15 protein-coding genes, 1 pseudogene and 1 riboswitch are annotated in these 13,080 nt (G+C 63.9%); of the genes and pseudogenes, 4 read left to right on the top strand and 12 right to left on the bottom strand.

The annotated features are described in order from the left end of the window. Positions 1 to 186: 186 nt before the first annotated feature. From NKJ58_RS23725 to NKJ58_RS23715, 3 genes and pseudogenes are all read right to left on the bottom strand, one after another. Positions 187 to 1,038 carry an ABC transporter permease gene (locus tag NKJ58_RS23725; RefSeq protein ID WP_023670772.1) on the bottom strand — a complete coding sequence of 284 codons (852 nt, stop codon included), beginning with the start codon at positions 1,036 to 1,038 and terminating at the stop codon, positions 187 to 189. After that, positions 1,025 to 1,850: pseudogene (locus tag NKJ58_RS23720) on the bottom strand (ABC transporter ATP-binding protein). Before NKJ58_RS23720 ends, NKJ58_RS23725 begins: the two are co-directional and overlap by 14 nt. A gap of 2 nt (positions 1,851 to 1,852) precedes the next feature. Next, positions 1,853 to 2,857, bottom strand: coding sequence for an ABC transporter substrate-binding protein (locus NKJ58_RS23715; protein WP_352853934.1), 1,005 nt, complete (start codon positions 2,855 to 2,857; stop codon positions 1,853 to 1,855). 255 nt (positions 2,858 to 3,112) lie between these two features. On the opposite strand from NKJ58_RS23715, the gene NKJ58_RS23710 reads away from it, so the two are divergent. Together NKJ58_RS23710 and NKJ58_RS23705 are read left to right on the top strand one after the other, a co-directional pair. Continuing rightward, positions 3,113 to 3,496 (top strand): RidA family protein, encoded by a 384-nt coding sequence (locus tag NKJ58_RS23710; protein WP_023731928.1) that lies wholly within the window; start codon positions 3,113 to 3,115, stop codon positions 3,494 to 3,496. 53 nt (positions 3,497 to 3,549) lie between these two features. Beyond that, positions 3,550 to 4,353, top strand: coding sequence for a creatininase family protein (locus tag NKJ58_RS23705; protein ID WP_023805479.1), 804 nt, complete (start codon positions 3,550 to 3,552; stop codon positions 4,351 to 4,353). Positions 4,354 to 4,362: 9 nt separating this feature from the next. Here NKJ58_RS23705 and NKJ58_RS23700 read toward each other — a convergent pair whose 3' ends face one another. Continuing rightward, entirely contained in the window at positions 4,363 to 4,872 is a 510-nt protein-coding gene (locus tag NKJ58_RS23700) for a tyrosine phosphatase family protein (RefSeq protein ID WP_352853932.1), read from the bottom strand. Continuing rightward, entirely contained in the window at positions 4,869 to 5,924 is a 1,056-nt protein-coding gene (gene cobD, locus NKJ58_RS23695; RefSeq protein ID WP_352853968.1) for a threonine-phosphate decarboxylase CobD, read from the bottom strand. The genes NKJ58_RS23700 and cobD overlap by 4 nt, the downstream gene beginning before the upstream one ends. On the opposite strand from cobD, the gene cbiB reads away from it, so the two are divergent. Then, a complete protein-coding gene (gene cbiB / locus NKJ58_RS23690; RefSeq protein WP_023710809.1) occupies positions 5,923 to 6,912 on the top strand; it encodes an adenosylcobinamide-phosphate synthase CbiB in 990 nt (329 codons plus the stop codon). The two genes, cobD and cbiB, sit on opposite strands and share 2 nt — an antisense overlap. 14 nt (positions 6,913 to 6,926) lie before the next feature. Here the strand turns inward: cbiB and NKJ58_RS23685 are convergent, their stop codons facing one another. From NKJ58_RS23685 to NKJ58_RS23660, 6 genes are all read right to left on the bottom strand, one after another. Further along, complete coding sequence (locus NKJ58_RS23685) at positions 6,927 to 7,241, bottom strand: hypothetical protein (RefSeq protein ID WP_352853930.1); 315 nt, start codon at positions 7,239 to 7,241, stop codon at positions 6,927 to 6,929. Between the two features lie 24 nt (positions 7,242 to 7,265). Next, complete coding sequence (cobO, locus tag NKJ58_RS23680) at positions 7,266 to 7,880, bottom strand: cob(I)yrinic acid a,c-diamide adenosyltransferase (RefSeq protein ID WP_352790934.1); 615 nt, start codon at positions 7,878 to 7,880, stop codon at positions 7,266 to 7,268. Continuing rightward, entirely contained in the window at positions 7,880 to 8,392 is a 513-nt protein-coding gene (cobU, locus tag NKJ58_RS23675; RefSeq protein WP_352794357.1) for a bifunctional adenosylcobinamide kinase/adenosylcobinamide-phosphate guanylyltransferase, read from the bottom strand. The genes cobO and cobU overlap by 1 nt, the downstream gene beginning before the upstream one ends. Beyond that, positions 8,385 to 9,188, bottom strand: a complete 804-nt coding sequence (locus tag NKJ58_RS23670) for a CbtA family protein (RefSeq protein WP_352853928.1) — start codon at positions 9,186 to 9,188, stop codon at positions 8,385 to 8,387. The genes cobU and NKJ58_RS23670 overlap by 8 nt, the downstream gene beginning before the upstream one ends. Before the next feature lie 15 nt (positions 9,189 to 9,203). Beyond that, complete coding sequence (locus NKJ58_RS23665; RefSeq protein ID WP_023670784.1) at positions 9,204 to 9,383, bottom strand: CbtB domain-containing protein; 180 nt, start codon at positions 9,381 to 9,383, stop codon at positions 9,204 to 9,206. Positions 9,384 to 9,419: 36 nt separating this feature from the next. After that, a riboswitch (cobalamin riboswitch) is annotated at positions 9,420 to 9,615 on the bottom strand. A gap of 67 nt (positions 9,616 to 9,682) precedes the next feature. Next, positions 9,683 to 10,375, bottom strand: a complete 693-nt coding sequence (locus NKJ58_RS23660; RefSeq protein WP_352853925.1) for a gamma-glutamylcyclotransferase — start codon at positions 10,373 to 10,375, stop codon at positions 9,683 to 9,685. Between the two features lie 133 nt (positions 10,376 to 10,508). Between NKJ58_RS23660 and NKJ58_RS23655 the strand changes: the two genes are divergently transcribed. Further along, a complete protein-coding gene (locus NKJ58_RS23655) occupies positions 10,509 to 11,684 on the top strand; it encodes an aromatic ring-hydroxylating oxygenase subunit alpha (protein WP_352853923.1) in 1,176 nt (391 codons plus the stop codon). Positions 11,685 to 11,691: 7 nt separating this feature from the next. Here the strand turns inward: NKJ58_RS23655 and NKJ58_RS23650 are convergent, their stop codons facing one another. Continuing rightward, on the bottom strand, positions 11,692 to 12,888 hold the full coding sequence (locus NKJ58_RS23650; protein ID WP_352853921.1) for an MFS transporter: 1,197 nt from the start codon (positions 12,886 to 12,888) through the stop codon (positions 11,692 to 11,694). Positions 12,889 to 13,080 lie beyond the last annotated feature (192 nt).

Genomic DNA, 13,080 nt, shown 5'->3' with positions numbered 1-13,080 from the left:
TCTGCCCTGCCGGGCATCTCCCCCTCAAGGGGGGAGATTGGCAGCTTTTCCGACAGCACCCGTCTTCCAACGTCGATAATTGGCGAAATCCCGGATGACGTCCAATCTCCCCCCTTGAGGGGGAGATGGCCGGCAGGCCAGAGGGGGGTGTTTCGCGCCAGCATCTCAATCACGTCACCCAACCCCCTACCGCTCCTGCTTCAGCGCGCTCTCGTGCCAGCGGCGCAGGATGAGATGCGACACCAGCGACAGCACCAGGAAGATCAAGATGCCGGTAAGCGAGATCAGGATCAGCGCCGCGAACAGCCTTGGCGCGTTGAGGCGGTAGCCGGCCTCGATGATGCGCGACGCCAGCCCCGACGACTGCCCCTGCGCGCCGGCGACGAACTCGGCCACCACGGCGCCGATCAGCGACAGGCCGCCGGCGATCTTCAGGCCTCCTAGAAAATACGGCATGGCCGCCGGCAGTCTGAGATAGCGCAATTGCTGCCAGCGCGTCGCGCCGTTGAGCTTGAACATGTCGCGCAGATTGCGGTCGACCGAATTGAGGCCGAGCGTGGTGTTGGACAGGATCGGGAAGAAGGCGACGATCCAGGCGCAAAGCAAAAGCTTCACCGTCTGGTTGTCCACATAGATGTTGATGAGCGGGAAGACCGCCACGATCGGCGTTACCTGCAGCACGATGGCGAAGGGAAAGAACGACATCTCCACCCATTTCGATTGCGCAAACAGCACCGCTAGTCCGACGCCGCCGACCACTGCAAGCAGCAGACTGAGGAAGGTTATGCGCAACGTGACCAGCAGCGCGGAGAACAGGAGCCCGGCATCGCTATAGAGCGTCCACAGCACCACGCCGGGGCGCGGCAGGATATATTGCGGGATCGCGTTCCACACGCAGATGCGGTCCCACAGCCAGATCGCCAGGATCATGATCGCCAGCGGCAAGACCCACCGGCCGATCCGCTCCAGCCGCTCCTGGCGTACGCGGCCGGCCTCTTCCGCGTCGAGCGTTGCGGCATTCTGGTCAATGGCCGTCATGGTTGCGGTCCGGCTGATGTGTTGATGGCGTTGACCAGGATGTCCGAGGCCTGGCGGCAGAGCGCGGCATAGTCGGGCGAAGTGCGGAACACCTCGTCGCGTGGATAGGCGGCATCGATTGCCAACTCGGCATGGACGCGGCCCGGCCGCGCCGCCATGACGACGACGCGGTTTGACAGGAACACGCTTTCGAAGACGCTGTGGGTGACGAAGACGACGGTGAAGCGCTCGTCCTGCCACAGCTCCAGAAGGTCGTTGTTGAGCTTGAAGCGGGTGATCTCGTCGAGTGCCGCGAACGGCTCGTCCATCAACAGAATGCGCGGCTTCGTCACCATGGCGCGTGCGATCGAGACGCGCATCTTCATGCCGCCGGAAAGTTCGCGCGGCACGGCGTTTTCGAAACCGGTCAGGTGCACCCGCTCCAGCATCTCCATCACCACCGGCGCCGCTTTGGCACGCGACACGCCTTTCAGCCTGAGCGGCAGCCAGACATTGTCGAAGACATCGGCCCAGGGCAGCAGCGTCGGTTCCTGGAAGACGAAGCCGATATTGGCGCGGTCGATCGAACCGCCCCAGTCGAGCTGACCGGATGTCGGCGTCGACAGGCCCGCGATCAGCCTCAACGCCGTTGACTTGCCGCAGCCGGACGGCCCGAGAAGGCTGACAAAATCGCCCTCGCGGATGGCGAGATCGACGTCGCTCAATGCAGTCACGCCATTGGAAAACACCTTGCCGACATGGCGCAGCGTCAGCAGCATCGGGCCTTCACCCGATGCCGTCATGGGCGCCTGCGCCATCTTTTCCAGCTTCACGATTACTTCTTCAGCTCGATTCCGACACCTTTGTTGATGAAGGCCAGCGTATAGGCCTTCTTGATATCGATGCCCTCGGGCGTGACCTTGGCCTTGACCATCTTGCCATAGAAGCTCTTGATCCGGTCTTCGTTCATGGCGCCGATGCCGAGCTTTTCGGTGTCGCCGGAATCGGCCAGGCCGAACTTCTTCATCTGCTCGATCGAGAAGGCAATCTGCTCGTCGCTCATGTCGGGATTGTCTTTCTTGATCATCTCGTTGGCGGCCTTGTTGTCGCCGTAGAGGTAGTTGTACCAGCCCTTGGCCGAGCCATCGACGAAGCACTGGACCACCTCCGGCCGCTTGTCGATCGTGTCCTGCATCACCTCGATCGTCGTCGAATAGGTGTCCCAGCCATAGTCGGCGAGCAGGAACTGGTTGGGCACGAAGCCGCCTTCCTTCTTGACCGCAAAAGGTTCCGAGGTGACGTAACCCTGCTGGATCGACTTCTTGTTGGCCAGGAATGGAGCGGTGTTGTAGGTGTAGGGCACGCGCTTGGCGGCATCGAAACCGAGTTCGATGACCATCCACTGGAAGAAGGTCTGGACGCCCTCGTCGCCGAGAATGTACTGGTCGGCGTTCTTCAAATCCTCCCACTTGTCCAGCCCCTGCCCCGGGTGGGACATGATGACTTGAGGGTCCTTCTGGAAATCGGCGGCGACGACGCGCATCGGGATGCCCTGCTGGACGGCGTCGAAAGCCGACAGCAGATTGCCGCCCATGTAGAAATCGAGCTTGCCGGCCAGCAGCAGCGGCCGCCCGCTGACCTGCGGACCTCCCTGCGAAATCGTCACGTCGAGGCCACATGCAGCGTAGGTGCCGTCGGCGACGGCCTGGTAGTAGCCGCCATGCTCGGGCTCGGCCAGCCAGTTGGTGCCGAAGGTGACCTTCTCGTTTGCTGCCGCGCCGAACGTGCCGGCTCCAAGCAGCGCGACCGCAAGCGCTGAAATCTTCTGTTTTCCGTACATCGACACCACCCTTTGTTGGCTCCGGAGCGTCACGCGCCGGGCTCGACACCATTGATCCAAGAAGCAAGACACATGCCACCGCCCGGGCCGCCTGCTTGCGCGGCAGTCACTGCCAACACCGGACGGGTCATGCTGTGCGGGAGGCATCGTGCCTATTTTTTGGACGCCTGTCCACAATCGCCCTTGTGCCATGCACCACATCTTGAACGTACTATCGGTCACGTCTTAGGCTGGTCTCGCAGACAGGAGATTGCCATGTTCAGATACCTCGCGCCGAAGTCGATCAAGCCGCCTTTCGCCCGCTACAGCCACGGCGTCGAGGTGCCGCCAGGCAAGCGGCTGGTTCTGTGCTCCGGCCAGGTCGCCATCACGGCGGACGGCCAGATCCCCGAGGATGCCGGCGCGCAGGCCGAGCTCTGCTTTCAAAACATAGCGGCGATTCTGGCTGAAGCCGGGCTGGGGCTAGGCGACATCGTGCGCATAAACGCCTACGTCACCGACCGCGCCTTTCTGCGGCCCTATATGGACGTCCGCGACCGCTTGTTTGCCAGCCCCGCGCCCGCCTCGACGCTGATGATCGTGTCAGGCTTTGCGCGGCCGGAGTTCAAGGTCGAGGTCGAGGCGATTGCGGCTGGGTGATCGACAGGCGACGTTTGGCGCGCTAGGTCTCCCTCACAGTCAAGAGGCATGACATGACCGTTGCAAACAGACGCGTGTGGTGGGGCGACTACCGGACCACCGAATACGCCGCGATCGATCCGGAGGCGACGATTGCCGTGCTGCCGGTGGCGGCGATCGAGCAGCACGGCCCGCATCTGCCTGTATCAACCGATACCTCGATCATGAACGGCATGCTGGAGACGGTCATCGCCCGCCTGCCCGGCGATCTCGACATCCGCATCCTGCCGGTCCAAACGGTCGGCAAGTCGAACGAGCATCTGCAGGCGCCGGGCACGCTCACCCTGCCGGCGGCCACCCTGGTCGATACCTGGACCGAGCTTGGCCTGTCCGTTGCCCGCGCAGGCGTAAGGAAACTGATCGTCGTCAACTCGCATGGCGGCAATGAAGAGATCATGGGCATCGTCACGCGCGAGCTGCGCGTGCGTGAGAGGATGCTGGCGGTGAAGACCAGCTGGCAGCGCTTCGGCCGCCCCGCCGGCATGTACACCGAGCTTGAGGACCGCCATGGCATCCATGGCGGCGACGTCGAGACCTCGTTGATGCTGCATTTTCGCCCGGAGTTAGTCGACATGGCCAAGGCCGACAATTTCGCCTCCAAGGTCGCCCGCGCCGAAACCGAATTTGCGCTGCTGCGCCACACCGGAACGCACGCTTTCGCCTGGATCGCTGGGGATCTCAACCCCAACGGCGTGGTCGGCGATGCCAGCATTGCCACGGCCGAGAAAGGCCGACTGACGGCGGAGCATCAGGCCGACGGCTTCATCACCCTGTTGAAGGATGTGCGCAAGGCGAAGCTTGCCGACTGGCTGGCATAGCGGGCCGCCTTAGCCGTCGATCTTCAACACGAAAGGCGTACCCTCAAAAGCATCGGCGCCCCGCCCGATCGCTTCGATCGCTTCGATCATGCGGCCTTGTCGTGAGAGCAGAGCATCCGCGACGACGATCAACCGTGGATTGGGTGTCGCCGAGGGCGAAAGCTTCCGCAATGTCTGCGCAAGTTCGACTTCGTCGCGCTTCGGGGCGAGCGCCGCCGCAATGATATAGGCCGAGGCGGTCGAGCGGCTGATGCCGGCATAGCAATGGACGACCATGGGTTTGGCGCGGTCCCATTTCCGGGCGAAATCGAGCAGATTGCGCACATGGCCTTCGCCGGGCATGGTCATGCCGTCCTGCGCCACCGCGATGTCGTGCATGACCAGATGCAGGTGGTTTTCCCTCGCGATTGAGGCCGGCCGCGTCACCTCGGTGCCGGCAGCGAGCAGCGACAGCACGCGCTCGGCGCCGCTTTTGGCCACCGTCTCCTCAAGCTTTGCCAGCGAACAGATATGGATCATGGCGCGATCTCCTTCGACCCATCGTCGCGCCGTGCGCCCCAGTCGGCAAGCGCCGATTCAAGCCGCTGCCATTCCTCCTGACTTCCAGGCAGCCCCGCGCGGAGCACCTGAGGACGCTCGGAAAAATGCCTGAGCAATATGCCGCGCTCACCGAGCGTCGAAAACAGCCCGGCCGCGTCCGGCATCTGAAGATAGCGGAACAGCGTCGTGCCGCCGGCGACAGCAACGCCAAAGCGCGAAAGCAGCGCATCGAGCCGCGCCGCATCCTGCGCCAGCCGCCGCCGCATGTCGGCCTGCCAGCCGCTGTCGACAAGCGCGCGGATGCCGTATTCGAGCGCTGGGCCGGCGACCGCCCAAGGGCCGAATTGCGTTTCAAGCCTTTCGACCGTCACCGCATCGGAAAGTGCGAAGCCGAGCCGCAGGCCGGCGAGACCGAAGAACTTGCCAAACGAGCGCAGCACGACGATGCCGCCCCGCCCGACATCGCCGGCCAGGCTTTCCGCGTGCGGGCCGACATCCATGAAGGCTTCGTCGACGACCAGCAGACCGCCTATGGCGCGCAATGTCTCGGCAAGCCGAAGCAGCCTTTCCCGCGACACGACTCGCCCGTCGGGATTGTTGGGATTGACGACGATGGCAATTTCGGCTCCGGCAAGCGCCTCGAAATCGTCGACCTCCGCCACCGCATGGCCGGCAATCGCGGCGGCCCTGGCATGCTCGGCATAGGTCGGCCCGAGCACCAGCGCCTTGCCGGGGCTGACCAGCGAGGCGACGCGCGGCAGCAGGATCTGCGTGCCCGGGGCGACCGTCACATTCTCGGCCGAAGGCGCGCCATAGGCGCCGGCCGCGACCCTGGCCAGTTCACGCAGGCGCGCGGCCTCCGGCAATCGTGACAGGGCGGTGGCGGGCAGCTCGAAAAGCGGGTAGGAGTGCGGATTGATACCTGTCGAAAGATCGACGAAAGGCTGTGGCGCGTGAGGGAAGAGCGCGCTCGCCCGGCCAAGGGATCCACCGTGATCCACCGCAGCAATCGCTCCATCAGAAAGCTTCATGTCGGTCCTGATCGCTTTCCTGTCGCTGGCCATCGAACGCATCCTGGGGTACCCGGACTGGCTGTTCCGTGCCGCCGGCCATCCCGTCACCTGGTTCGGCAGGCTGATAGCCTTTCTCGACCTCAGGCTCAACCGCGCCACTGATTCCGACGCATTGCGTCGCCGCCGGGGCGTGCACGCCCTGCTGGTCATTGTGCTGGCGCCGGCGGCGATTGCCTTCATTGTGCAAATCCTGCTCTGGCAGCTCTTTCCCGCCGGCATGATCATCACCGCCATCCTGGCGTCGTCGCTGCTGTCGCAAAAGAGCCTCACCGAGCATGTCGAAGCGGTGGCCGACGCGCTCGATACCGGCGGGCTGGCGCTCGGCCGCATTGCGGTTGCGCGCATTGTCGGCCGCGATCCCGAAAAGCTCGACCATGCCGGCGTCAGCCGCGCCGCGATCGAAAGCCTGGCCGAGAATTTCTCCGACGGCATTGTCGCGCCCGCCTTCTGGACCGGCGTCTGCGGGCTGGCCGGCGGCGTCGCCTACAAGGCCGCCAACACCGCCGATTCGATGATCGGTCACCGCACCCCGCGCCACGAGGCTTTTGGCCGCGCGGCAGCACTTTTCGACGACTGGATCAACCTGCCGGCCTCGCGGCTGACGGCACTGCTGATCATTGCCGCTGCCTTTCTTGTTGACGGCGCCGATCCCCGCAATGCTTGGGAAGCGGTACGGCGCGACGCGAAAAAACACCGTTCGCCCAATGCCGGCTGGCCGGAAGCGGCGATGGCGGGTGCGCTTGGCCTGGCGCTCGCCGGCCCGCGTACCTACGGCGGCGTTGTCGTCGAGGATGCGTTCATGGGCGAAGGCGGCCGCCGCGAGGCGGAGAGCCTGGACATCAGGCGGGCGCTGAAGCTTTACCACGTCGCGGATTATCTGCTGATTGGGCTGTTCGGATTGCTGTCGGCGGTCGTCATCTATCTGGAAATCTTGGTCTCGCAGTAAAGAAGCCGCCTGACTCACCAAGAGACACGGACTTCCTTCGCGTTTGGATCCACAGCTTCGCCAAATCTTTTGATCGCGTAGACGCCAGCGGCCACAGCCGAGGATTTCAGCACAGGCTCAATCACAAGGAAAAGCTTCTCGGCGTCTGGCCCGTACAGATAGAGGGTGCATTTGCCCCCACCAAACTCGTCACCATCAAATTCGCCGACATGCGCATTTGAAACAGCTTTTTCCAACCGATCCTCCAGAACTTGGACCGATTGCCGCTCTTCCGGCGCCCCGAACTGACCGCCGCTCAGAAGAAGGTAGACAATCACGGCTTGTTCCAACGGTGATCTCCCGAAGTTAGACCTTCAAAACTCGATCCCTTGCTGCGCTTTCACGCCCGCCGAAAAGTGATGTTTCGTCACGCCCATCTCCGTCACCAGATCCGCCGCCTCGACCAGCGCCGGCTTGGCGTTGCGGCCGGTGACGACGACATGCAAGCCTTCGCGCCGCGCCTTCAGCCCCGCCACCACTTTGTCGAGATCGAGATAGTCGTAGCGCAGCGCGATGTTCAGTTCGTCGAGCACAACCAGGTTGATCGAGGGATCGGCGATTAGCTCCAGCGCCTTGGCCCAGGCCGCTTCGGCCGCGGCGATGTCGCGCTTCAGATCCTGCGTTTCCCAGGTAAACCCCTCGCCCATCGCGTGCCAGACGACACGGTCGCCGAATGCCGCGAAAGCATCCTTTTCACCGGTGTGCCATTTGCCCTTGATGAACTGGACGATGCCGACGCGCTTGCCGTAGCCGAGCATGCGCAGCGCCAGCCCGAAGGCGGCGGTGGTCTTGCCCTTGCCGGGGCCGGTGTTGACGATCAGCAGCCCCTTCTCGACCGTCTTTTCCGCGACCTCGGCGTCCTGCACCGCCTTGCGCTTGGCCATCTTGGCGCGATGGCGTTCCTCGTCTTTTGCGTCAATATCGGTCATTATTTCACCTTGAGCGGCAGCCCCGCCACCATCAGAAGCACCATATCAGCTACCGCCGCGACCTGCTGGTTGAGCCGGCCGGCGGCGTCGCGGAACCGGCGTGCCAGCGCATTGTCGGGCACGATGCCTTGTCCGACTTCGTTGGAGACCACGAACCACGGTCCGCGCGGCCGCGACAGCACGTCGGCCAGCCGCAGGCACTCCCCCTCCAGATCATGATCGGCCAGCATATGATTGGTCAGCCACAGCGTCAGGCAATCGACGAGCACCGGCTGGTTGTCCGGCAAGGCTTCGAGCGCGCCGGCAAGATCGAGCGGCGCATCGATGGCCGCCCATCCCTCGCCGCGGCGCGAGCGGTGCTGCGCGATGCGCTCGCGCATTTCGCCGTCATAGGCTTGCGCGGTGGCGATATAGGCCCATGGCGGCGGCAACGCCGTCGCCAAAGTTTCGGCATGCGCGCTCTTGCCGGAGCGCGCACCGCCGATGATGAAGGTCAAACTGCGATCAGGCAAAGCTGTCGCGCAGGCTGGTCGCGGTGCCGGTGAAGCGCGAGTGCACTATGCCGACAACTGCGCCGAGCACCAGCCAGAACACCAGATTGGTCAGCGTCACCGCCACCACGAACTGATGATGCAGGCCCTCCGGGATCGGCGTTACGAAACTGTCAGGCTGCGGCGCGCCGACAATATGCGGGGCGACGATCAGGAGGACGGCGAGCACGGTCAGGGGCGCCGACGTGCGGAAGGTAATAAGGGCAAGGCCGATCGCGGTTGCCATCACCGTTGCCCACCACCAGATCTGGCGCTGCATGAGATCGGCTGCCGGCATTGCCGGCAGTTCCGGCGGCAGGCCGAGTCCCGGCGCCAGCGTGAACACGGCAAAGCCCGCCAGACCCCAGAACACGCCCTGGCGCCAGCTGCCGATGCCGCCGGCGAACTCGGAAACCGCCACCAGGACCAGCGCGAAGCCGATGCCGGTGACGATATTGGCGACGACACTGAAGGCGAAACGCTCGAAGCCGTCGGCCGGCGCCCAGCCTTCGTCCTCCGCCGGCGCGGCTGCTTCAGCCGGTGCTGCGCTGCTCACCGCATTTTCCGCCGGCGCGGCGGTGCTCATGGCATCGGTGTCCGCAGCGTTGGCGGCGGGCGCCGCGGCATGCTGATGCTCATGGCCGCCACCAGCATTTTCGTAGACCTCCGCCTTGAGGATCAGCGGCACGGTGGCGTAGGCCTGCATGCAGGCGAGAGCGACACCGGCCACGAGCCCTGCGATCGCCGCGATGAACACGACGTTGCGAAACAGGTTCATGATGTCAGATCCTCGTCAGTGGCAGGGAAACGCCATCGAATGGCGATAGTCGTGCGCCGCATTGTGGACCGCATCGATGTGCGAGAAACCGACAACGCCGACGACGAAAATGCCCAGAAACGCGCTAAGCACGAGCTGCATGAAGCGCGACTGCGAGGAGACGGAAGCGCCGAGGGAGACGGAAGCGGTATTCATATCTTGTCCTTTCGCCCTCCACCCGAGGGCATCGAAGTCAGTTCCCTGTCGCCGGCAGGTCTCCTGGCTCGCGGATCAGCGCCCTTCCCCACCTTCCCGAAGAAAAAATCCCCAGTGGCTTGGAGAGGACTACCGCACACAGTTGCGGGGGCAGCCACGGCATTGGGCAACAAGTCAGCCCTCACCGCATTCCCTCTTGGTCCCTAACGGAACCGACGACATGCATGACTATAGGCTGAAACGGTCGCATCCGGCAAACCAAATTCCGCCGGCCAACAGCGCGAATGCGCCATGCGGCGTTACGGGTTCAACGCGGTGATCCGCTCGGCAACCAGCCGCTGCAGCCGCCACAGATGGCGATCGTGAATGCCGCGCTCTTCAAGGTTTTTCACCGTGTTGTAGAGATAGTCGGCGCCCGACCCCCAGTGCCCGCAGGACGTTGCCAGCCTTTCGACGACCTTGCCCTCGTCGAGCGGTCCTGAATAGGTCAGGCCGTTGCGGTTGATGACGAAGGCCAATGCCCTGAGCGGTCCGGCCTCGCTTGCAAGCTTGAGCATGCGCGGCCGGTAGCTTGTCGGCTTCAGCGTGACTTCGCGCCGGAAAAGCCGGCCCAACTGCTCGCGCCGGTTATTGTCGGTCAGCCGAAAGGCGACGCCCTTGCATTGTCCGCCACGGTCCAGCGCCATCATCAGGCCGGGGCTGTCCTTGGTGCCGCGCCAGCGCGTCATGTTCATGCAAAAGGACCGATGCCAGCCGCGCGCCAGCGCAACGCGGTCCTCGACATAATCTATTTCCGGTTTCCAGATCAGCGATCCATAGCCGAACAGCCATAGCGGTTCGCTATCCGGGAGTTCGACCTGCAATTCATCCAGAAGCGCGTTATAGTCGGCTTCATCGAGGTGCATCGCGTCCGGATCAGGCCCGGGGTCCCTGATCTCGCGCCAGCAGCGCGCGACCAGCTCCGGCGTAAGCGACATCTGTCGTGCGGCCACGTCCGAATCCCCAATTTCCGAATGTCCCATGTCCACGACATGATTATGCGCCGCGCCTGCAACCGGCAATGCGGCACTCTGATTGACAAACGATTTGCCGGGGTGTCGGCTGACGCTTCATAGGAAACCAGCCATGCATCCCAACCCGAGCGAGCGCGACCCCTATAACGGCCTGAGCCGGGCCGAACCGACGCTACCGTCGTTGGCCTATTGGGATAGCGAGGCTTACCAGCGCGATCTCGAGGCCATCTGGTACAAAAGCTGGCTGCTCGTCTGCCGCGAGGCCGATCTTGCCCAGCCTTTGGCATTCAGGACATTCCGCGTCGGCACGCAGGAAATCGTCGTGCTGCGCGACGACACCGGCGAGTTGCGCGCCTTCCACAACACCTGCCGGCATCGCGGCTCGCAGCTTTGCCAGGAAAGCGAGGGCCGGCTGAAAGCGCGGCTCATCACTTGCCCCTACCATGCCTGGTCCTACTCGCTGCGCGGCGATCTCGTGCGCGTTCCCTCGAAATCGCTGCCAGATGGTTTCGACAAGGCAGATCATCCGCTCTACCGGGTGGCGCTGTCGGTGTGGCGCGGCTTTGTCTTTGTGAACCCTCAGCAGGCGACGGCCGGCTCCGCCGAGACCTCCTTCGATCCCGCATCCGGCGACCTCGCCAACTGGCCGCTGGAAACGCTGGTATCAGGCCATGTCCTGCGCAAGGTGATGAACTGCAACTGGAAGATCTTCTGGGAGAACTTCAACGAGTGCCTGCATTGCCCAGGCGTCCACAAGGACCTGTCTCGGCTGGTGCCGATATACGGCCGCGGCCTGATGAGCCGGCACGACGACCCCGACTGGGTCCGCCATGCCGACAATGACGCGCCGGAGTTTTCGGGTGGCCTGCGCGCCGGCGCCGAGACCTGGTCGCGCGACGGACATGCCCATGGCCCGGTCTTACCGGGCCTGACGCCAGCCGAGCGTGCGGCCGGACAGACCTATGCCACCAGCCTGCCCTCGATGTTCATCGTCGGCCATGTCGATTATGTCAGGACGGTGCGACTGATGCCGCTCGGTCCCGAACAGACCGAACTCACCGCCGAATGGCTGTTCGCGCCCGAGGCGCTGGCTGAGACGGACATCGACAATGTCGTCGCCTTCGGCACCCAGGTGCTGGAGGAGGATGCCGCGATCTGCGAGATCAATCAGAAAGGCCTGCGCTCGATGCGCCACCAGGCCGGCGTGCTAATGCCGGAGGAGTACGATCTGCACCGCTTCCACAACTGGGTGCGCGAGCGGCATGCAGCGCTTGAGGCAACCGCCTGATCGGCGACTAAAGCGACTTCGGCAGATAGCGCCAGGTGATAAAGCCGCAAACCGCGGCCAGAATGCCCAGCGTCACGAACACCGAGCCGAGGCCGAAAAACGCCAGCACCACCGAATAGACCAGCGGCGTCAGCTCGGAAAAGTCGAGATAGGTGCGGTAGACCGCGGCCATCTGCGCCCGCTCATAGGACCGCACCGAGCGCATCAAGGCGGTCGAGCCCAGTGCATCGAGCGCGATGGTGAAGAAGGCGCCGCAGAGCAGGAAAAAGCCCGTAAGCAGCGGCGCGGTAGTGCCGACCGCGCCCGCCGCAAGCAGCGTCGCCGACATCGCGAAATAGGCGAAGGTCATGGTGCGCCGGCCGCCGAAGCGTTTTCCCGCTTTGCCCCAGAAGATCGCCATGAACAAAAGCGCATTGCCGGCCGAAACCAGCAGGCCGCCGGCAAGCTTGCCCTCGCCGGTAATCACCATGAACAGCGGCCCGTAGACGAAGAACGTCGTCCAGAAGCAGGAGCGGCCGAAGGCGATCAGCCAGGCCAGCCTGAGTCTCGGTTGTGCTACGAAGCGGCCGATATTGGCCAGCGGATTGGCCGGCCGTGTCTTGCCCGGCCGGATCGACCGGTTGTCGCCCAGCCTGTAGGTCCAGAACAGCGCCAGCAAGGCCAACGCAAACACCGCGACCGCGCCATGCGCGGCATAGATGCCGTAGCGTGTGTAGAGGAAGATGCCGAGTGTCGGCCCGCCGGTCCAGGCCAGCATCGACCACGCCATGCGCAGCGATTCGGCCTGCATGAAATCGGTCTTGCGGATGTGGTCCATGATGTAGAGGTTGAGCGTGATCGACAGGGCGCTCGCCCCCATGACGCGGCACAGCATGCCTGCCAGTTGCCCGGCAAGCGTGTGGGTGACGAAGAACAGCGAGCCTATCGCCAGCAGGCAGGCGCCGGCGGTATAGACCCAGCGCCGGGCAAACCTGCGGATCAAGATCGGCATGAACAAGGTCACCGACAGGCCGAGCAGCGCCACGATAGTGTAGAGGATCGAGACGATCTGCTCGTTGTGCAGAATCTCATAGGCCTGGATCGGGATGACGCTCGACACCGTGGCACGGGCGAAGGATTCGACCGCATAGAGCGAGGCAAAGGTGCGCGCATCCGCCGGACGCAGGGCCGGAAGCCAGATCGGATGGCGCACATGGGTGGACATTTGATCCCCAAATCAGACTCGCGGCGTCAAATCTGCGCTGGCGCTTCCTCCGCCGGTAACAGGAAACCGACCCCTTCCCGGCAAAAAGCGAATTCGGCCAAAGGCTTTCCGGCTCTGGCCTAAAGCGCCGCCCGATGCAGCCGCACGGCGCGACCCGGAGCGTAGAGGGCGGCCTTCTTTTGTCCGGTGCAA

Source organism: Mesorhizobium sp. M0139, assembly GCF_040322455.1.
GTDB lineage: Bacteria > Pseudomonadota > Alphaproteobacteria > Rhizobiales > Rhizobiaceae > Mesorhizobium.
Note: the sequence above shows the minus strand (reverse complement) of the source record. Positions and strands in the feature narration are given on the sequence as shown.